Genomic DNA, 17,945 nt, shown 5'->3' with positions numbered 1-17,945 from the left:
CCGAAGGGGAGCCGGTGTCAATACCGCGGCAGGGGTTATACCCCCACCCGCGTATGTCTGACGGATCAGAAATCGTGCGCCGCATGCGCTCCGATGGCAATGTTGGCCTGCAGCATGAACGTATCGATGCTCTGGCGTTCGCCGTCCTCGTTGAAGAGGGCCGTGTTGTGATTATACTGCAGACGGAAGCGGCTGAACTCGCTGGGGTGGTACTCCACCATCGCGCTGTAACGTTCAAAGCTGTTTTCCATCTCCAAGGCAGTGCCGTTCTTCGTGATATCATTTTTATAGATGCTGTCGTAGCGGACGCCGGCGCGCCAGTTCATATTGTAGGCGTAGACGAGCTGGGTGTAGTAGCCGGACTGCTCTTTGCGCAGGGAGGCCGATGCCGTCGTATTGGCGTCGAGCTGCGCGTACTGGGTCCCTTTCATGTCGCGCATCATCCATTCGCTCTGCCACGTCAGGAAGCTGTAGGAGTCGAAGTAGTGTTTGACGGTGAGGTCAAAACCGTAGAGCGAACTCATCCCCGCATAGGCGTGGGGCTCTTCGTCCTCGAAGTGGTCGAGACGCGAGGTGCCGCGTGCATAGGAGATGCCGGGCATGACGGTCGTCTCGCCGATATCAACGGCGGTTTTCACATAGGCGACAAAGAGGGCCGGTGCGTCGGCCGCTTCGGCCAGCGGTGCCGCATCGGGGTCCGTTGCGGTCGGGTCGGCGATGCTGCCGGTACCGAACATCATCTCGTTCTCGCCCTGAAGCACCTCGCCCCCGAACATCAGGTAGGTCTCCGTCGGGGCGACCCACTGCAGCTGGACCCCCTTCTCATTGATACCGTGATCGCCGAGAAAGGCCTGGTAGATGAGCGGCATATCCCCGAAATCCCAGTAGTGGTGGTGCTGGGAGTTGATGCGGCCGAAGTTGGAGAGCAGTTTCCCGCCGCGCAGACGCAGGCCGTAGGGGAGGGAGGTCGAGGTGAAGTAGGCCTCTTCGATCTCGACGCCGTTTTCGCTGAAGTGGAAGGTGCCGTCAAGGGTGAAGTAGGGGTCGACGGAGCTGGAGAGTACCAGTTCGCCGTAGTTGAGGTTGAAACCGTTGGCGGCGTTGTAGGTGGCGTGGGAGTGCCCGTCGTGGGCATGGGCGCCCATGATGCCGTGGGCGACGCCGGGGATCTCGTAGTGGGCGATCTCGTCATCTTTCTTGTTGCGGGTGACGTAGGAGGCATCGAGGATCAGGGAAATATCCGGGATAAACTTGGACTGCTCGAAGGTGCGTTTTTCGACCGGGAGGATCGTGGCGGCATCCGCGAAGAGCAGCGTGCAGAAAAGAGGAATGGCAATAAGGGTTTTTTTCATCATATAGACTCCGTTTCATCAGGGCACCCGTGTTGGTTTTGGGATGGGTGCAAAAAGTATGGATTTTTTTTTCAGGAATTAAACGAAGCGGGGCGGGGCCCGTGCCGGAACGAAATGGAGCGTAAGGCCGTGGTAGGAGTGTACAACAGGGCCGGGCTCTGCACCGTCGTGAAAGAGGACGAACGGTTCGAAAGGTGTAACGACATCGGGTGCTGCTGCGTGCGCGGCGACGGTACAGACGGGACAGTGGCTCCCGTCATGGTGCGCGCTGAGGGTGTGCAGTGCTTCGCCGCTGAGGGCGACGAGGAACAGTAACAAGAGCAGCAGGCGTCTGGTTTGCATGCGGCATTATAGCGAACCGGCTGGACGCTCTTTTCCCGGGAAAAAGTGATAGAAATGCAAAAAAACAAAAAATTTTATAAATTATTAACACAAAATTTGTATGATATTGAAAATTGTTTAAAAAAGAGTGACAATGAATATTTTTCCGGCAAAAATTATGGTCGTGGACGAGACGCCGATGCATGTCGTAACGGTGAGGGAAATTTTTGAGAAAGAGGGGTGCAACGTTCTGGGTGCAAAGAACGAAGCCTCGGCGCTGGCCATAACGTCGGCCGTGAAGATCGACCTGATCCTGCTGGATGCGACGGCCAAAAGCATGGATGGTTATGCCATCTGCAAACGGCTCAAATCCGAAGCACTGACGCAGAAGATCCCCGTCATTTTCACCGGAACCATTCCGGGGGCACAGGAGATTCAACGCAGTTTTGAAGCCGGAGGTGCGGACTGCATCAACAAACCCTTCAACAGCGCAGAGCTCTATGCGAGGGTCCGGACACACCTGGAACTGCAGAAGCACCGCGAACGGCAGGAAGACCGGACGCAGGAAGACCTCATTTATACATTGGCGTATGTCGGCGAACTCCGTTCGAAAGACAAGTCACATCTCAAGCGGGTATCGGAATACAGTGCGCTCCTCGGCGAGCTCTACGGGCTCCGGCCGGAAGCGGTGGCGATGCTGAAGATGGCATCGGCGATGCACGATATCGGCAACGTGGTCGTGCCGGAGCGGATCCTCAACAAACCTTTCCCGCTCGACATGAAAGAGCGTGAAATGGTACAGAACCATACCCAGTGGGGAGCGCACATCCTCAGCCGAACCGACCGACCCGTCCTGCGGGCCGCGGCGACGATTGCGGCCCAGCATCATGAAAAATTCGACGGGAGCGGTTACCCGAAAGGGCTGAAGGGGGAGAATATCCATATCTTCGGCCGTATCGTCGCCGTGACGGATGTCTTTGACGTCCTGGTGAGCAAGCGCAGTTATAAAGAGGAGTGGCAGGTGAACAAAGCGCTTGCGTACCTGACCGAAGAGAGCGGCAGGCACTTTGATCCGAAGCTTGTGGGGCTCTTTGTCGACAACCTCTGGAAGTTCCTGGAGATACGCCAAAAATACCAGGAATGATCCGCGTTTGATCCAATCCTAACCGCCCCTCTGTTAAAATTCCATCAACGAAATACATGGGCGGTATGCCCGGAAAAAGGCGAAACGGAATGAAAAGAGCACTGCTGAGCGTCAGCGATAAGAGCAATATCGTTGAATTCGCGGCGTCACTGGTGAAGCACGGCTACGAGATCATCTCGACCGGCGGCACGTTCAAAATGCTGAAAGAGGCCGGTATCGCGGCGATCGAGATCGATGAGGTCACCAAGTTCCCGGAATGTTTCGAGGGGCGTGTCAAAACCCTCAACCCCTATATTCACGGCGGCATCCTGCACCGCCGCGACAAGCAGTCGCACCTGGACCAGGCTGCCGAGCTCGGCGTCGAGCCTATCGACCTCGTCTGTGTCAATCTCTACCCTTTCAAGGCAACCATCGAGCGTACGGATGATTTCGAGGAGATCATCGAGAACATCGATATCGGGGGACCGGCGATGGTCCGCTCCGCCGCGAAAAACTTTGACAGCGTCATGATCGTCACCGACCCCTCCGACTACTCCCTGGTCCTGGGTGCCATCGAGAACGACGAGAACAGCGTCGAATTCCGCCGCAGCCTGATGATCAAGGCCTACGAGCACACGGCGGCCTACGACAGCATGATCGCCAACTATATGAACAAGCGTTTCAACGATGGCATGGGCGCGAAGCAGTTCGTCGTCGGCCAGAAAGTGATGAACACGCGCTACGGCGAGAACCCGCACCAGAAAGGGGCGCTGTACGAGTTTGGAGACCACTTCAGCAAGAACTTCACGACCCTCAAAGGCGAAGCGAGCTTCAACAACCTCACCGACATCAGCGGTGCGGTCAAGATCGCGGCGGCGTTCGGCGACGAAAATGCCGTCTGTATCGTCAAGCACGGTAACCCGTGCGGCTTCGCGATCCGCGACAGCCTGCTTGACGCCTACACCGAAGCGCTCAAGTGCGACCCGGTTTCCGCCTTCGGCGGCGTCGTCGCCGTCAACGGTGTCGTCGACAAGGCGCTGGCGGAGAAGATGAACGAGATCTTCCTCGAGGTCATCATTGCCGGCCGTATCACGCCGGAAGCGCAGGCGGTGTTCGAAGCGAAGAAGCGCATCAAGCTCTTCGAATACGGCAGCGACAAGATCGTCCTTGCGAACGACGCGAGCGACTTCAAACACATTGACGGGGGGTTCGTCTTCCAGGATGCCGACAAGGTGGGCGACGACGAGATCAAGAATGCCGAGCTTAAAAGCAAGCTGAGCGCGGATGCCGCGGCGATGAAAGATGCGGAGATCGCGTGGAAAGTCGCTTCGCTGACCAAGTCGAACTGTGTCGTCTACGTCAAAGACGCGGCAATGGTCGCCGTCGGCATGGGAATGACGTCTCGCGTCGATGCGTCGCAGTGTGCACTGAAAAAAGCCGAGGCGATGGGGCTGGACGTCACCGGCGCCGCGCTGGCAAGCGAAGCCTTCTTCCCGTTCCGCGACTCCATCGACGCGGCAGCGGCCGCGGGGGTCAAGACGGTCATCGAACCGGGCGGCTCCATCCGCGATGATGAAGTCATCGCCGCTGCCGACGAGTACGGCATGGCGCTCTACTTCACAGGCGTACGTCACTTCCTCCACTAAACCCTATGCGGCTCCGGCTGCATATCTCTCTTCAACCCAATCCCTCCCATTACACAACCCAGGGCAGTTCCTCTTTACATTTAATGCTTATTTGTTTACATGGATGTTTTTGTTCCCTTTCTTCTTTGTGCGCACAAAGAAGAAACCGAACCCGAAAGAAGAAAGTGCGAAAGGCTGCCGCTTTCGGGACAAGCCATGCCGCGGTAATCCGGCTGACACGCTAATGACCGTATATGACTTGACAAGAGGGTGGAGTGTTATTACGTAAAAACGCTTGATTTTTCGATGTTGTTTTGATGGATTTTTTCTGTAAATGTTGTAGGAAGAAAGTCTCTCGATGGTCGGGGTGACAGGATTCGAACCTGCGGCCTCTTCGTCCCGAACGAAGCACGCTACCAGTCTGCGCCACACCCCGAGGGCCGAAATTATACTACCGTAAACTTAAAAGTTTCATAAAGTGCAAAAAAACAACCTTGATTGACTTCGACTCAACTTATGTGCTATACTCCCTCTTAAAAAGAAACTATAGTATATAGGTAACTGTCTATGAGTAAAAGCCTTTATGAAACCCTTGGCGTCAATGAAAATGCGACCGAATCGGAAATCAAAAAAGCCTACCGGAAAATGGCACGCCAGTACCATCCGGATGTGAACAAGTCCCCCGAAGCGGAGGAGAAGTTCAAAGAGATCAATGCCGCGTACGAGGTCCTGAGCGATAAAGAGAAAAAAGCGCAGTACGACCGTTTCGGCGATCAGATGTTCGGCGGTCAGAACTTTCAGGACTTCGCCCGTTCGCAGGGCGGCAACGTCGACCTCGATGAGATCCTTCGCCAGATGTTCGGCGGCGGGGGCGGTTTTGGAGGCTTTGGCGGCGGTGCAGGCGGTTTCGGCGGGGGTGGCGGCTTCGGAGGCTTTGGCGGTTTCGGGGGCGGCGGTTACCAGCAGCCGGTCAACCTTGACCTGGAGAGCTCCATCACCGTCCCGTTCCAGACGGCCATCCTCGGCGGCAAGCACCAGGTGAACGTGGAAGGGGAGAGTTTCGACATCAAGATCCCTGCGGGGATCAAGTCGGGCGAGAAACTCCGCGTCCGCGGCAAAGGGCGCAAGCAGGGCGGCAGCGTCGGCGATCTCTACCTCAAGATCAACATCGCATCCACCCCGGAGTACGAGCGTGACGGCGATACCCTGATCAAAACCTTTGACGTCCCGCTCTACGCGGCGCTTTTCGGTGACAAGGTGACCGTCAAGACGCTGGAGAAGGAGATCACCCTCAAGGTGCCGCAGAACACGAAAAACGGCCAGCGTTTCCGGGTGAAGGAGATGGGGGTCATGAACCGCAAAAGCAACGTACGCGGGGACCTCTACCTCGTCGCGAACATCATCCTGCCGAACGTGGACGGCCTCGAGCCCTCCCTTGTCGAGGCGATGAAAGCGCAATTACCGAAGGAGTAAGCCATGCACACTTATGACGAACCGGTCTACCTGATCAGCATCGTGTCGAAGATCCTCGACATCCATCCGCAGACCCTGCGGCAGTATGAACGCGAAAACCTTATCACCCCTTCGCGTTCGGACGGCCGGATTCGTCTCTACTCCCAGCGCGACATCGATCGTATCAAGCTGATCCTCCGCCTTACCCGTGAGATGGGCGTCAACCTCGCCGGGGTCGACGTGGCGCTGCGCCTCAAGGAACAGATCGATACGATGGAGCAGGAGATCGCCGAGCTGCGCCATCAGCTGGCCAAGGCGAGACAGAGTACCAGCGTACCGCCCGAGAAGGCTCTGGTCACGAAAAAAAGCATCTACGAAATGATCATCTTCAAAGAGAAGTGATCCTCTCCTTTTTCTTTCCGACTTACTCTTTCAGGCGGGCGATGTCCGCACCGATCAGACTGAATTTCTCTTCGAGCGCCTCATAGCCGCGGTCGAGGTGGTAGATACGGTGGATATTCGTCTCCCCCTCGGCAACGAGTGCCGCCAGTACGAGGGCACTTGAGGCCCGAAGGTCCGTGGCCATGACATCAGCCCCGAAGAGGGGGGAGGGGCCTTTGACGGTGGCGGTGTTGCCCTTGAGGGTGATGTCGGCGCCGAGGCGTTGCAGTTCGCTGACGTGCATAAAGCGGTTTTCGAAGAGGCGCTCTTCGACGGTCGACGTCCCTTCCGCCTGGGTACAGAGGGCAAGGAACTGCGCCTGCATATCCGTCGGGAAGGCCGGGTACTCCATGGTCGTGATGTCAACAGGTTTGAGGGACTGGACAGGGTGGACGGTGATCGTGTCTTCCGTCGTTTCGATCCCGACGCCCATCTCTTCGAGTTTGCCTAGGACCGCTTCGAGGTGGTCGGGACGGACGTTGGTCAGGGTCAGGGGCGAGCGTGAAATGGCCGCGGCACAGAGATAGGTACCCGCTTCGATCCGGTCGGGGATGACGGCGAAGGAGGCGATGTCGACGAGCTCACCCCCGGTACCTTCGATGACGAGTTCGGAGCTGCCGACTCCCTTGATCGCCACCCCGGCATCGCGGAGGAGTTCGCAGAGCTGGACGACTTCGGGTTCGCGCGCGGCGTTCGTGATCGTTGTTTTCCCTTTGGCCAGCGCCGCGGCCATCACGACATTGGCCGTGCCGGTAACGGTGATCTTGTCAAAGAGGATATGGGCCCCTTTGAGGCCGTTGGGTGCTTCGGCGCGGACGTAACCGGCGTGGATGGTGATCTCCGCGCCCATATGCTCAAGCGCCTTGAGGTGGAGGTCGATCGGGCGCTGCCCGATGGCACAGCCGCCCGGGAGGGAGACTTCGCAGTGGCCGAAACGTGCGAGCAGCGGTCCAAGCACAAGGATGGAGGCGCGCATGGTCTTGACAATGTCGTACGTGGCCATCGTATGGTTGACCGGGCGGGTGTCGATGGTGACGCGGTTGCCGTCGAGTTCAAACGCCGCACCGAGGTTTGTCAGTAGTTTCAGCAGGGTCTTGATGTCGACGACGTGGGGCAGGTTCGTGATCGTGACAGGGTTCTTGGCAAGGATCGTCATGGCGATCAGCGGCAGGGCGGCATTCTTGGCGCCGGAGACGGCAACGCTGCCCTCCAGGGTTTTGGGTCCGTTGATCTTGAAATAATCCATATCACCTCGCAGGCGCGACGCGCCAAAGTTTTTGCTGATTATAAAGCACGGTTGGTTAAACTGCTATGATAATGCGTTTGCCGGTAGCTTGGATTGCAGGGCCGGGAGAGCGGAAAGGAGCGGGGCGTGTCAACGGCACTCGATCGTCTGAAAAACCTGACAGCCAAGATTTCCAGCTACGAAGTCGCGCGCAAGGAGAACATGGCTGCGCTCGAATCCCTCTACCACGCCCTCGGCGTCGACGAAAAGGTACCCGAGTTCGCGGACCTTTTTGAATTCAAGGCGATGAATCTCGCCGGGATCTCCCTTGCAGACGATACGCTGGGAAATCCGCACGAGGGCAAATACGTCCAGATCATCGCTATTACCTACGACCGCGAGGCGAAAGTTAGGAACAAGAACAGTTCGCTTGCCTATTTCGGACGTGCCGAAAAGCTTGAAGCTTCCCAGCGCGATGCCGTTGTCGCTTTCGTGCTGCGCTGGCGCTTCGAGAAGAGTTTCCGGACCCTTGAACACTACCACACCCTTCTGCAACGGTTTTGATGCTCTGTTACCTTGACGTGGAGACGACCGGTGTCGAAAAAAAAGACCGCATCTGTTCGGTAGGGATGATCCTTGAGGAGGGGGGCAGGTACGAGACCCTCTACGACCTTGTACGGCCGCCGAAAAAGGTGCCCCCGGAGGCGATGGCGGTCCACCACCTGACCAACGAGATGCTCGCCGACGCGCCGGAGTTCGATGCGACGGCGGCGGCAAAGCGTCTCGAAGCGCTCAATACCCCCGAGACGGTCCTCGTCGGCCACAACCTGGCCTTTGACCTGGGCATGCTTGCCAAAGAGGGGATCACCTGGCAGGGCGGGATGATCGACACGCTCAAATGCGTCAAGCACCTGCTCGGCAGCGAGATCGCCCACTTCTCGTTGCAGTACCTGCGCTACGAACTTCGGCTCTACCAGCGTGAACAGTCTCTTGCCGACGAGCTTGGCATTCCGCTCTGTGCCCATCATGCGCTGAGTGATGCCCTGCACACGATGCTGCTGCACCGCTACCTCGAAGAGATGGCCGACCGCGAGCGGCTGATGACGCTGACAACGGAACAGGCGCTGGTTCACAAGCTTACTTTCGGCAAGTACGGTGGCAAGTTTATCGAGGATATCGCCCGCCGCGACCCGGCCTACCTGGAGTGGATGCTCCGCAGTCTGAGCGATCTTGACGAAGATCTGCGCTACAGCATTGAATATTACATGAACGAGGTGCGAGGATGAAACCGCTGACAAAAAAGATCGTGGCAGGGAAATACAAAGGGAAGCTGCTGAAACTGCCATCCAAAACGACGACGCGTAGTTCCAAGGGGATCGTCCTGGAGTCCTATTTCAATACCCTGCAGTTTGAGATCATAGACAGTGTTCTCGTCGAACTTTTCTCGGGCAGCGGTTCCATCGGGCTCGAGGCACTGAGCCGCGGCGCAAAACGCATCCTTTTCATGGAGCGCGACCGTGACGCCCTGAAGGTACTGCGAAGCAATATTGCCCAGACCGACCCCACCGCCTGCGAGGTGATCGCCGGCGACACCTTCGAGACGATAGGGCAGACGCTTGCGCGCCTCAAGCAGCTCGGCGAACCCGCCTATTTCTTTATCGATCCCCCCTTCTCCATCCGGGAGGGGCACGAGGATATCTACGACAAGATGCTCGACCTGATCGCGAAACTGCCCCGGGAGTCGGTCCGCCTGATCACGATAGAGCACATGAGCGGGCTGGAACTTCCCGATGCAATCGGCGCGTATAACCTGCAAAAACGCAAGAAGTTCGGGAAGACCTCACTGAGTTACTATCTGTAAATATAGTTGGCTATACTTGCGCCAAATCCACTGAAAGAGCTGCCATGGAGTACTGGAACCACATCTACGAACATTTCAATCCCGTCGCCTTTTCCCTTTTCGGCCTGCCGGTACACTGGTACGGGATGATGTACGTGCTGGCTCTCCTCGCCGCACTCTACGGGGCGAAATGGTACGTGCGCCGCGACAGGGTCCCCGTCGACACGCTGACACTGGACAACTACTTTATCTGGGTCGAGATCGGCGTGATCCTCGGGGCGCGGCTGGGATACATTCTCTTTTACGATCCCGATACGGCCTATTACCTGACGCATCCGTGGCAGATTTTCAACCCCTTTAAAAACGGCGAATTCGTCGGCATCCGGGGGATGAGCTACCACGGGGCCGTGATCGGCTTCTTCATCGCCTCGGCCCTCTTCAGCAAGCGTCATCACATCCATTTCGGCCAGCTGATGGATATCGTCGCGGTGGCCGTTCCCATCGGTTATGTCTTCGGGCGGATCGGGAACTTTCTCAACCAGGAGCTTATCGGCCGGGTGACCGATGTGCCCTGGGGCATCTACGTGGGCGGGGCGCTTCGCCACCCTTCGCAGCTCTACGAGGCCGTACTGGAAGGGATCGTCGTCTTCGCCGTCATCTGGCTCTACCGCAACCACCGACGTTTCCGGGGGGAGCTGATCCTGCTGTACGGGTTTGCGTACGGGGCGATGCGTTTTACGGCGGAGTTCTGGCGTGCGCCGGACCCACAGCTGGGCTTTATCTGCTGCGGCTGGATGACGATGGGGCAGCTGTTGAGTGCGCTGATGATGGCGGCGGCCGTCCTGCTCTGGCCGATTTTTTTTGCCGGGGCGAAAAGACGGCGCGGCCGTTAGGGCCTACGCCGCGTAGATCCCCTTGCTCCCGCCTTTCCAGCGGCGGTGGCACCAGAACCAGAATTTCGGCTCTTCACGGATAATCCGCTCCATCACATCGGACTGGCGCTGCGTCGCGATGCGGACATCCTCTTCGGCGTTCTCCGTATGCGGTACGGGAACCTCCTCTTCGAAGCGGACGGTGTAGTGTTTTTCATCGTCGGTATGGATAAAGACGGGGATGACCGCCGCGTTGTACTTGCGCGCCAGGAAGGCGGGCGCGGAGGTCTGGGTCACCTGCGTGCCGAAGAAATCGACAAAGATACTCTCGCGCGGCCGGATGTTCTGATCGATCATCAGCGAGACCGCCTCCCCTTTTTTCAGGGCCCGGGTCAGGTGTTTCACGGCGCCGTGTTTCTCCGCCATGTGCATCTGCAGGCGCGAACGCGATTCGAGCAGGTAGCGGTCGAAGTAGGGGTTGTTGAGTTGTTTGTGGATGCTGACGGTAGGCATGATCTGCGACGCGATCGCCGTGGCACCGAGCTCCCAGTTGCCGAAATGCCCCGAGACAAAGATGACGGGGCGCCCCTCCGCGCGGGCACGGTCGACGATATCGCGGTTGGCAAACGTGACCAGTTCGCGCTGCCGCTCCGGGGTCATGCGGCGGTTTTCAATAACCTGCAGGAAGTTCAGCAGCAGGTTGCGGTAGCAGTAGCGCGCGATCGTTTCCGCCTCGGCTTCGTCGAGGGTTTTCCCGAAGGCGATCTCGAGGTTGCGCCGGATAACGGCGCGGTGCTGACGGTCGACCAGATAGGCGAGGGAGGCAAGGCCCGTAAAGAAGGCTTTGCGCAGGGGGTAGGGCAGGAGCATCAGGAGAGACTCGAGGGCACGGTAGAGGTAGTAGAGGATCATAGCAGCTCTTTCGCTTTCTGGATGACCGACTCGGGGGGAATCGTCCCGATGCTCATGTCGGTCTTGTCGATACGGAGGATGTCGACGACGGAGTCCGATTCGAGAGCGACATTCTGCGGTGTCTCGAACATCATCCGGGGGGTCGTCGGGCCGTAGAGGACGACGGAGGGGCGGTTCAATGCCCAGGCGAGGTGCGTCGGTCCCGTATCCCCGCCGACGGTCAGTGCCGCGTGGCCGATGAGGTCACGCAGTGCGGGCAGGCCAATTTTCGGGGCGACACGGGCATTGCTGCTCTCTGCGGCGATCGCCTCGGCGTCCATACGTTCGTTTTCGGAACCCCATACGAGGATACAGGGCAGGGGCAGGGCGTCGCAGACGGCGGCCAGCTGGGCCGGCGGGTAGCATTTTGACGGCCAGGACGCCCCGACGACGACGGCGATGTAGGGTGTGTCGTCGAGGAAATCCGGGCGCGGACCGACCGGCAGCGCCGGGGCTTTGGCGAGCAGCTCCGCATCACTGACGGTAAAACCGAGAGCCTCCGCGACGATGTCGCAGTTGCGGCGGATGATGTTGGCCTCGTAGGGGATACGGCTTTTGGTGCGGTAGAAGAGTGCGGCCGCTCCCTCTCTGGCCGAAGCGGCATCGAAGCCGTGGACGTTCGGGCCGAGCAGGCGGGCGACGAGGGCCGACTTGAGCAGTCCCTGCATGTCGATAATGACGTCATAGGGACCGAGGGCCCGCAGATCGCGGACCGTGTCGCGCAGCAGCGCGAAGCGTTTTTCGCGTTTAAGCTGCTTGAGCGGAATGCCGTGGACCTTTTCCAGCTCCGGGTGCCCCTGCAGCATGGGGGCGAACTGCGACTCGGTGATCCAGTCGATACGGGCCTCGGGATGGTGCCGTCGGACGAACTGCAAGACGACGGCACTGTTGATAATGTCGCCCAGGGCACTGAGTCGGACGATGGCGATGCGCGCAATATTCATGGCGCTATTATAGCGACAAACCCTTGAGGCGCCGCGGCTGCTTTAGCGCTTTGCCATCGGGGGTGAGGTATAATCCCATACTACTAAAACGAGGACGGGACTGCCATGGTCGCACGCGACATACAGAACTTTTCCGAGATCCGCACGAAAGCGCGGGCCTACTTTTGCTACCTCTTCTCCAAGAACCTGCCCAACCGCCTGCCGTCGATCACCCCCGAAGCGATCATGGCGCGCATGCAGAAGATCATGGGCGATCTGCGGGATGCCGAGGGAATCTACCTGCTGGACCAGAAGGGGGTGCAGATTACCCCGACCTTCCTGCCGGGTGGGAAACAGACGGACGAGGATTTCGGCCGCATCCGCTCCGACCGCGCCTACTACTACCGCGCGGCGCGGGAGAAGCGCTGTACCATCACCGACCCGTATCCTTCGCTGATCACCCAGGATCTCACCATCACCGCGTCGCAGCCGATCTTCGACGAAAAAGGGGAGATGCTCTACGTCGCCTGCCTCGACATGCCGATGGACGCGGTGCTGCAGATCGCACACCCGATGGCGCTGCACTCCTTCTACGGGCGCATTTTCCGCTACGGCTACGCGGCGTTTACCGTGATGCTGGCCATGGTGGCGCTGCTGCTCTTTATCAAGGGGGTGACGACCTTCCTGCACTTCGGCCTGGATGTGCGCAAAATCGAGATCAAGGAGGTCTTCGAGTCGACGATCCTCCTGACGCTGGCCCTGGCCATTTTCGACCTCGTCAAGACCCTCTTCGAAGAGGAGGTCCTGGGACGGCACCGGCAGGACAGCGGGGCCTCGGACCCGCATAAAACAATGGTGCGTTTCCTGGGATCCATCATCATCGCTCTCTCCATCGAGGCGCTGATGCTTGTCTTCAAGTTCGCGATGACCGAACCGGCCATGCTGGTCAACGCCATCTATATTATCGGCGGGGTCTCGATCCTGCTCGTGGCACTGGCACTCTATATCAAATTTACGAAAAGAGCGATTGAAGAATGATAGGAATCTGTGACTACAACATGGGGAACCTGGCCAGCGTGAAAAATGCTTTCACGCTGCTGGGGGAGACGGTTGCCGTTGAAAGCGACCCGGAGAAACTTGCCGGGTACGACCGGCTGATCCTTCCGGGGGTCGGCGCGTTCGGTGACGCGATGGAACACCTGCGCGAACGGGGCATGGACGAGGCGCTGAAAGCCTATGCGCAAAGCGGCAAACCGATGCTCGGCATCTGCCTGGGCATGCAGCTGCTGTTCGAGAGCAGCGAGGAGTTCGGACCGAACCCGGGCCTGGGACTGATCAGTGGGAAGGTTGTCGAATTCGATGCGGCGAAATTTGACCACCCGCTGAAGGTGCCGCATATGGGCTGGAACCGCATGTTTACGAAGGAACACCCCCTTTTTGCGGGCCTGGACGAGGCGCACTATCTCTACTTCGTCCACTCTTTCCACGCGGTGGCCGGCGAAGATGCCGATATCATCGGCGAGACGGAGTACGGCTACCGTTTCACCAGCGCCGTGGCGCACGACAATGTGATGGGCATCCAGCCCCACCCGGAGAAGAGCCACAAGAACGGGCTGCAGATCCTGAAAAACTTTATTAACCTGTGAGGAAGCATAGTATGACGTTATTACCGGCAATCGACCTGAAAGACGGCGAGGCGGTCCGCCTCACCAAGGGGCTGATGGAGAGTGCGAAGGTGTACTCCTCCCAGCCTTGGGAACTTGTCAAGCGTTTCGAGGAGCTGGGGGCCGAATGGGTCCACCTCGTCGACCTCAACGGCGCCTTCGCCGGGGAACCGAAGAACCTGGAGCAGATCGAGAAGATCCGCAAGAACTGCAGCGTCAAGCTGGAACTGGGCGGCGGCATCCGCGACGAAGCGACGATCAAACGCTACCTTGACCTGGGCATCGACCGTGTCATCCTCGGTTCCATCGCCGTCAAGGACCCGGAATTCGTCAAGGCGATGGCGGCCAAATATCCCGTCGTCGTCGGTATCGACGCCATTGACGGCTACGTCGCCGTCGAAGGGTGGGGTGAAGTGAGCGAAATGAAAGCGACGGACCTGGCCAAGGCTTTTGCCGATGCGGGCGTCGAAGCGATCATCTGCACCGATGTCGGCCGTGACGGGACGCTCAGCGGCGTCAACGTCGACTTTACCCTCGACATCGCCCGCGCTTCCGGCATCCCGACGATCGCCAGCGGCGGGGTCCGCGATGACAGCGACCTGGCGGCGCTGGCCGTGACGGACGAAGTCGCCGGCGTCATCATCGGAAAGGCCTTCTACGAAGGGACGATCGACCTCGAAGAGGTACTCAAGGTGTACGGTAATGGATGAGATCTACTATGAACTGACCGTCAACCCCTCGTCGCACCGTGAACTCTTTGCCGATTTCCTGGCCGATACCCTTCCGGTCGGTTTCGAAGAGACCGACGCGGGCTTTGTCGTCCGCAGCGAGGATGACCTCTCCACCATGCAGTGGGGGCTGGAGCAGTTTGCCGAGGCGCTGCAGAAGGCGCTGGGGAGCAGCATCGACGTCGAGATGACCCTGGAAAAGAAACGGACCGAGGACTGGGTGCGCGCCTATCAGGAGAGCGTCACCCCGGTCGAGGTGGAGCCTTTCTACGTTCACCCGACCTGGAGCGATCCGAACCCCGAGCGCATCAACATCGCCATTGACCCGGCCCTGGCGTTCGGTACGGGGCACCACCCCACGACGGCGACCTGCCTCGAAGCGGTCGGACGCTTTGTCGAACCGGGCGACGAGGTCGTCGATGTCGGCTGCGGCAGCGGCATCCTCTCCATCGCCGCCTGCAAACTCGGCGCAACGGTCGACGCCTGCGATACGGACCCGGTTTCGGTCGCCAACACCCTGGAGAACTGCGAACTCAACGATGTTGACCTTCGGCATATCTGGGAGGGTTCCGCGGCCCAGGCGACGGCGACGTACGACGTTGTCATCGCCAATATCGTCGCAGACGTCCTGGTCTTTATCGCCGACGAGCTGAAAAAGCTGTTGCGGCCGGGCGGCAGGCTGATTCTTTCAGGCATATTGGATAAATATGAAGCTAAAATTGTGGAGGCTTACGCGGATATGGACGTCGCGGAGCGAATCGCAAAAGAGGAATGGGTCACCCTTGTCGTGACACCAAAAGGATAATGATTTTATGGCGCAACAAGACAATAATCAAGAAAACAATAACAAGAACTTTTTTAACCAGAACCCCCTGATCACCTTCGCGATCTTTTCGGTCGTCGTCATCCTGATCTTCAAAGCCCTCATCGGGGAGCAGGGCGGCAACGGCGTGATGGGACAGAGCGTCAGCAAGACGCAGGAAGTCAGCTACTCCGAGCTCAAAGGTCTTATCGAGAGCCACACCATTTCCAAAGTGGCAATCGGCCAGTCCTATATCCGGGCGCTGGGCGAGCAGAACGGCCAGAAGATCACCTACACGGCACGCAAGGTCGCCAACGACGATACCCTCGTGCCGCTGCTGGACAAAGAGAAGATCGACTACAGCGGTTTCTCCGAGTCCAACTGGTTCACGGAGATGTTCGGCTGGCTGCTGCCGTTCCTGATCATCATCGCGATCTGGATGTTCATGGCGGGCCGCATGCAGAAGAACATGGGCGGCGGCATCCTCGGTATGGGGAACGCCAAGAAGCTTGTCAACTCCGAAAAACCGAAGACGAAGTTTGACGACGTCGCCGGGGCGGAAGAGGCCAAAGAGGAGGTCCACGAGATCGTCGACTTCCTCCGTTACCCGGAGCGCTACGTCGAACTGGGTGCCAAGATCCCCAAGGGGGTCCTGCTGGTCGGCAGCCCGGGTACGGGTAAAACCCTTCTGGCGAAGGCCGTTGCGGGTGAAGCGGATGTCCCGTTCTTCTCCGTCTCGGGTTCGAGCTTTATCGAGATGTTCGTCGGGGTCGGGGCCGCGCGGGTCCGCGACCTTTTCGAACAGGCGAAGAAGGATGCTCCCTCCATCATCTTCATCGACGAGATCGACGCTATCGGTAAGAGCCGTGCCGCCGGCGGTATGATGGGCGGCAACGACGAGCGCGAGCAGACCCTCAACCAGCTGCTCGCCGAGATGGACGGGTTCAGCACCGATACGCCTATTATCATCCTGGCCGCGACGAACCGCCCGGAGATCCTCGACCCGGCACTCCTGCGCCCGGGCCGTTTCGACCGCCAGGTGCTTGTTGACAAGCCCGATTACGAGGGGCGTATCGCGATCCTGAAAGTCCACGTCAAGGGGATCAAGATCGACGAGGATGTCGATCTCGAGGAGATCGCCCGCCTGACCGCCGGCCTGGCGGGGGCGGACCTTGCCAACATCATCAACGAAGCGGCGCTTCTCGCAGGACGCAAGAGCCAGAAGAGCGTGAAACAGCGCGATATCCGCGAATCGGTCGAGCGTGCCATTGCCGGTCTCGCGAAGAAGAGCCGCCGCATCGACGAAAAAGAGAAGCGCATCGTCGCCTACCACGAAAGCGGCCATGCCCTGCTGGCGGAGACGACGAAGGGGGCGAAGAAGGTCTCCAAGGTCTCCATCGTCCCGCGCGGTCTTGCGGCGCTGGGCTATACGCTCAATACGCCCGAGGAGAACAAGTACCTGGCACAGAAGCACGAGCTGCTGGCCGAAGTCGATGTCCTGCTGGGCGGCCGGGCGGCCGAGGAGGTCTTTATCGGCGAGATCTCGACGGGCGCGAGCAATGACCTGGAGCGTGCAACCGACATTATCAAGGCGATGGTGCAGATGTACGGTATGAGTGACGTTGCCGGCCTGATGGTCCTTGAGCGCCAGCGCAGCACTTTCCTCGGCGGTGGGATGAGCCAGGCGCGCGAGTACAGCGAGAAGATGGCCCAGGAGATGGATACGTTTATCAAGCAGACGCTCGAAGAGCACTACGTCGACGTGAAGACGCGTCTTGAAACCTACCGCGGCGCGATCGAGGATATGGTCGCCCTGCTGTACAAGCGCGAGAACATCAGCGGCGCCGAAGTCCGCGAGATTATCCGCGGCTTTGAGACGGCCAACGGAATGGAGACGCTGCTGGACGAATCGGCGGCAGCCGAAGCCAACCGTGAAGTCTCGGAAGACATGTCGCAGGCCACTGCGATGCAAGAGGACGATACGGAGCGGTCATGAACGCCTTGTCAGATCTCATCGTCAAAGAGGGGTGGCGGCCGTTAGGCATTGCCGCAGCGGCGGCCCTGGTTTGCGCCTTTTTCGATTGGGATCTGGCGGCATGGTTTTTCCTGGCCCTGGCGGGTGCATTATTGTGGAAGTACCGCAAACCGGCCCGCACGGCGGCCTATTTTGAAAAGGGGAGTGTGACCGCGCCCTGCGACGGAAGGGTGACGGCGATCGATACCCTTTCCGACGGCAGCGTTCTCGTCGAGATCGAAACGGGCTGGTTCGATGCGGCCCTGCTGACGGTACCATTTGTGGAGGGCGTTTCCAGTTTCGAGACGGTGACCCGGGGGACGCGGTTGCCACGCCGCTCTGCACTTGTTGATACCCTCAACGAACGGGGATCGCTCGTGTTTGAAGACGAAGAGGGGCGGAGCGTCCGCCTGACGCATATGCTTACGCTCACCCCCTTCGCGCTGCTGATCGACACGACGCTTCCCGGGAAGCGCCGCATGCGGGGCGAACGCTACGGGGTACTGACCCACGGAGTGACACGCCTCGCGCTGCCGGCCTCGACACGGGTCGCGGTCAACCCGGGTGAAAGGGTCTACGCGACCCAGACCCTGTTGGGATACATGAGGTAAT

At 59.0% G+C, this 17,945-nt stretch carries 19 protein-coding genes and 1 tRNA gene; 14 read left to right on the top strand and 6 right to left on the bottom strand.

Annotation, left to right across the window (positions count from 1 at the left end; genetic code table 11):
* Positions 1 to 65: 65 nt before the first annotated feature.
* Together WCX49_RS10445 and WCX49_RS10440 are read right to left on the bottom strand one after the other, a co-directional pair.
* On the bottom strand, positions 66 to 1,355 hold the full coding sequence (locus WCX49_RS10445; RefSeq protein ID WP_345985029.1) for a hypothetical protein: 1,290 nt from the start codon (positions 1,353 to 1,355) through the stop codon (positions 66 to 68).
* A gap of 75 nt (positions 1,356 to 1,430) precedes the next feature.
* The gene (locus tag WCX49_RS10440; protein WP_345985028.1) at positions 1,431 to 1,694 is read right to left on the bottom strand and encodes a hypothetical protein; all 264 of its coding nucleotides are present in this window, start codon (positions 1,692 to 1,694) and stop codon (positions 1,431 to 1,433) included.
* A 133-nt stretch (positions 1,695 to 1,827) separates the two neighbouring features.
* Between WCX49_RS10440 and WCX49_RS10435 the strand changes: the two genes are divergently transcribed.
* Both WCX49_RS10435 and purH read left to right on the top strand, forming a co-directional pair.
* Positions 1,828 to 2,817, top strand: a complete 990-nt coding sequence (locus WCX49_RS10435; protein WP_345985027.1) for an HD domain-containing phosphohydrolase — start codon at positions 1,828 to 1,830, stop codon at positions 2,815 to 2,817.
* An 89-nt stretch (positions 2,818 to 2,906) separates the two neighbouring features.
* Entirely contained in the window at positions 2,907 to 4,442 is a 1,536-nt protein-coding gene (gene purH, locus WCX49_RS10430) for a bifunctional phosphoribosylaminoimidazolecarboxamide formyltransferase/IMP cyclohydrolase (protein ID WP_345985026.1), read from the top strand.
* A 338-nt stretch (positions 4,443 to 4,780) separates the two neighbouring features.
* Here purH and WCX49_RS10425 read toward each other — a convergent pair.
* Positions 4,781 to 4,857, bottom strand: a tRNA-Pro gene (locus WCX49_RS10425).
* Between the two features lie 131 nt (positions 4,858 to 4,988).
* On the opposite strand from WCX49_RS10425, the gene WCX49_RS10420 reads away from it, so the two are divergent.
* Both WCX49_RS10420 and WCX49_RS10415 read left to right on the top strand, forming a co-directional pair.
* Positions 4,989 to 5,894 (top strand): DnaJ C-terminal domain-containing protein, encoded by a 906-nt coding sequence (locus tag WCX49_RS10420; protein ID WP_345985025.1) that lies wholly within the window; start codon positions 4,989 to 4,991, stop codon positions 5,892 to 5,894.
* Between the two features lie 3 nt (positions 5,895 to 5,897).
* Positions 5,898 to 6,275, top strand: a complete 378-nt coding sequence (locus WCX49_RS10415; protein WP_345985024.1) for a helix-turn-helix transcriptional regulator — start codon at positions 5,898 to 5,900, stop codon at positions 6,273 to 6,275.
* A gap of 22 nt (positions 6,276 to 6,297) precedes the next feature.
* Here the strand turns inward: WCX49_RS10415 and murA are convergent, their stop codons facing one another.
* Positions 6,298 to 7,560, bottom strand: coding sequence for a UDP-N-acetylglucosamine 1-carboxyvinyltransferase (murA, locus tag WCX49_RS10410; protein WP_345985023.1), 1,263 nt, complete (start codon positions 7,558 to 7,560; stop codon positions 6,298 to 6,300).
* 126 nt (positions 7,561 to 7,686) lie between these two features.
* Between murA and WCX49_RS10405 the strand changes: the two genes are divergently transcribed.
* From WCX49_RS10405 to lgt, 4 genes are read left to right on the top strand one after another with little or no spacing between them, the layout of a single operon-like run.
* On the top strand, positions 7,687 to 8,103 hold the full coding sequence (locus WCX49_RS10405) for a hypothetical protein (RefSeq protein ID WP_345985022.1): 417 nt from the start codon (positions 7,687 to 7,689) through the stop codon (positions 8,101 to 8,103).
* Positions 8,103 to 8,825 carry an exonuclease domain-containing protein gene (locus WCX49_RS10400; protein ID WP_345985021.1) on the top strand — a complete coding sequence of 241 codons (723 nt, stop codon included), beginning with the start codon at positions 8,103 to 8,105 and terminating at the stop codon, positions 8,823 to 8,825. The genes WCX49_RS10405 and WCX49_RS10400 overlap by 1 nt, the downstream gene beginning before the upstream one ends.
* Positions 8,822 to 9,400 (top strand): 16S rRNA (guanine(966)-N(2))-methyltransferase RsmD, encoded by a 579-nt coding sequence (rsmD, locus tag WCX49_RS10395; RefSeq protein ID WP_345985020.1) that lies wholly within the window; start codon positions 8,822 to 8,824, stop codon positions 9,398 to 9,400. Before WCX49_RS10400 ends, rsmD begins: the two co-directional genes overlap by 4 nt.
* A 44-nt stretch (positions 9,401 to 9,444) precedes the next feature.
* Positions 9,445 to 10,272, top strand: a complete 828-nt coding sequence (gene lgt, locus WCX49_RS10390) for a prolipoprotein diacylglyceryl transferase (RefSeq protein ID WP_345985019.1) — start codon at positions 9,445 to 9,447, stop codon at positions 10,270 to 10,272.
* A gap of 3 nt (positions 10,273 to 10,275) precedes the next feature.
* On the opposite strand, the gene WCX49_RS10385 is transcribed toward lgt, so the two are convergent.
* Positions 10,276 to 11,163, bottom strand: coding sequence for a lipid A biosynthesis lauroyl acyltransferase (locus WCX49_RS10385; RefSeq protein ID WP_345985018.1), 888 nt, complete (start codon positions 11,161 to 11,163; stop codon positions 10,276 to 10,278).
* The gene (gene waaC, locus WCX49_RS10380; RefSeq protein ID WP_345985017.1) at positions 11,160 to 12,146 is read right to left on the bottom strand and encodes a lipopolysaccharide heptosyltransferase I; all 987 of its coding nucleotides are present in this window, start codon (positions 12,144 to 12,146) and stop codon (positions 11,160 to 11,162) included. Before waaC ends, WCX49_RS10385 begins: the two co-directional genes overlap by 4 nt.
* Positions 12,147 to 12,251: 105 nt before the next feature.
* On the opposite strand from waaC, the gene WCX49_RS10375 reads away from it, so the two are divergent.
* The 6 genes from WCX49_RS10375 to WCX49_RS10350 are packed head-to-tail and all read left to right on the top strand — an operon-like array spanning position 12,252 to position 17,944.
* Positions 12,252 to 13,163 carry a PDC sensor domain-containing protein gene (locus WCX49_RS10375; RefSeq protein WP_345985016.1) on the top strand — a complete coding sequence of 304 codons (912 nt, stop codon included), beginning with the start codon at positions 12,252 to 12,254 and terminating at the stop codon, positions 13,161 to 13,163.
* The gene (gene hisH, locus WCX49_RS10370) at positions 13,160 to 13,771 is read left to right on the top strand and encodes an imidazole glycerol phosphate synthase subunit HisH (RefSeq protein WP_345985015.1); all 612 of its coding nucleotides are present in this window, start codon (positions 13,160 to 13,162) and stop codon (positions 13,769 to 13,771) included. Before WCX49_RS10375 ends, hisH begins: the two co-directional genes overlap by 4 nt.
* 11 nt (positions 13,772 to 13,782) lie before the next feature.
* Positions 13,783 to 14,499 (top strand): 1-(5-phosphoribosyl)-5-[(5-phosphoribosylamino)methylideneamino]imidazole-4-carboxamide isomerase, encoded by a 717-nt coding sequence (gene hisA, locus WCX49_RS10365; protein WP_345985014.1) that lies wholly within the window; start codon positions 13,783 to 13,785, stop codon positions 14,497 to 14,499.
* A complete protein-coding gene (locus WCX49_RS10360) occupies positions 14,492 to 15,322 on the top strand; it encodes a 50S ribosomal protein L11 methyltransferase (protein ID WP_345985013.1) in 831 nt (276 codons plus the stop codon). The genes hisA and WCX49_RS10360 overlap by 8 nt, the downstream gene beginning before the upstream one ends.
* Positions 15,323 to 15,329: 7 nt before the next feature.
* Complete coding sequence (gene ftsH / locus WCX49_RS10355) at positions 15,330 to 17,315, top strand: ATP-dependent zinc metalloprotease FtsH (protein WP_345985012.1); 1,986 nt, start codon at positions 15,330 to 15,332, stop codon at positions 17,313 to 17,315.
* On the top strand, positions 17,312 to 17,944 hold the full coding sequence (locus WCX49_RS10350) for a hypothetical protein (protein WP_345985011.1): 633 nt from the start codon (positions 17,312 to 17,314) through the stop codon (positions 17,942 to 17,944). Before ftsH ends, WCX49_RS10350 begins: the two co-directional genes overlap by 4 nt.
* The last annotated feature ends 1 nt before the right edge of the window (position 17,945 follow it).

Source organism: Sulfurimonas sp. HSL-1656 (assembly GCF_039645585.1).
GTDB classification, from domain to species: Bacteria; Campylobacterota; Campylobacteria; order Campylobacterales; family Sulfurimonadaceae; genus Thiomicrolovo; species Thiomicrolovo subterrani.
This window is presented reverse-complemented; position numbering and strand designations above follow the sequence as displayed.

Excerpts from the sequence above, each read along its gene's own strand:
- WCX49_RS10445 (WP_345985029.1), bottom strand. The coding sequence starts at position 1,355 with ATGATGAAAAAAACCCTTATTGCCATTCCTCTTTTCTGCACGCTGCTC.
- WCX49_RS10440 (WP_345985028.1), bottom strand. The coding sequence starts at position 1,694 with ATGCAAACCAGACGCCTGCTGCTCTTGTTACTGTTCCTCGTCGCCCTC.
- WCX49_RS10435 (WP_345985027.1), top strand. The coding sequence starts at position 1,828 with ATGAATATTTTTCCGGCAAAAATTATGGTCGTGGACGAGACGCCGATG.
- purH (WP_345985026.1), top strand. The coding sequence starts at position 2,907 with ATGAAAAGAGCACTGCTGAGCGTCAGCGATAAGAGCAATATCGTTGAA.
- WCX49_RS10420 (WP_345985025.1), top strand. The coding sequence starts at position 4,989 with ATGAGTAAAAGCCTTTATGAAACCCTTGGCGTCAATGAAAATGCGACC.
- WCX49_RS10415 (WP_345985024.1), top strand. The coding sequence starts at position 5,898 with ATGCACACTTATGACGAACCGGTCTACCTGATCAGCATCGTGTCGAAG.
- murA (WP_345985023.1), bottom strand. The coding sequence starts at position 7,560 with ATGGATTATTTCAAGATCAACGGACCCAAAACCCTGGAGGGCAGCGTT.
- WCX49_RS10400 (WP_345985021.1), top strand. The coding sequence starts at position 8,103 with ATGCTCTGTTACCTTGACGTGGAGACGACCGGTGTCGAAAAAAAAGAC.
- rsmD (WP_345985020.1), top strand. The coding sequence starts at position 8,822 with ATGAAACCGCTGACAAAAAAGATCGTGGCAGGGAAATACAAAGGGAAG.
- lgt (WP_345985019.1), top strand. The coding sequence starts at position 9,445 with ATGGAGTACTGGAACCACATCTACGAACATTTCAATCCCGTCGCCTTT.
- WCX49_RS10385 (WP_345985018.1), bottom strand. The coding sequence starts at position 11,163 with ATGATCCTCTACTACCTCTACCGTGCCCTCGAGTCTCTCCTGATGCTC.
- waaC (WP_345985017.1), bottom strand. The coding sequence starts at position 12,146 with ATGAATATTGCGCGCATCGCCATCGTCCGACTCAGTGCCCTGGGCGAC.
- WCX49_RS10375 (WP_345985016.1), top strand. The coding sequence starts at position 12,252 with ATGGTCGCACGCGACATACAGAACTTTTCCGAGATCCGCACGAAAGCG.
- hisH (WP_345985015.1), top strand. The coding sequence starts at position 13,160 with ATGATAGGAATCTGTGACTACAACATGGGGAACCTGGCCAGCGTGAAA.
- hisA (WP_345985014.1), top strand. The coding sequence starts at position 13,783 with ATGACGTTATTACCGGCAATCGACCTGAAAGACGGCGAGGCGGTCCGC.
- WCX49_RS10360 (WP_345985013.1), top strand. The coding sequence starts at position 14,492 with ATGGATGAGATCTACTATGAACTGACCGTCAACCCCTCGTCGCACCGT.
- ftsH (WP_345985012.1), top strand. The coding sequence starts at position 15,330 with ATGGCGCAACAAGACAATAATCAAGAAAACAATAACAAGAACTTTTTT.
- WCX49_RS10350 (WP_345985011.1), top strand. The coding sequence starts at position 17,312 with ATGAACGCCTTGTCAGATCTCATCGTCAAAGAGGGGTGGCGGCCGTTA.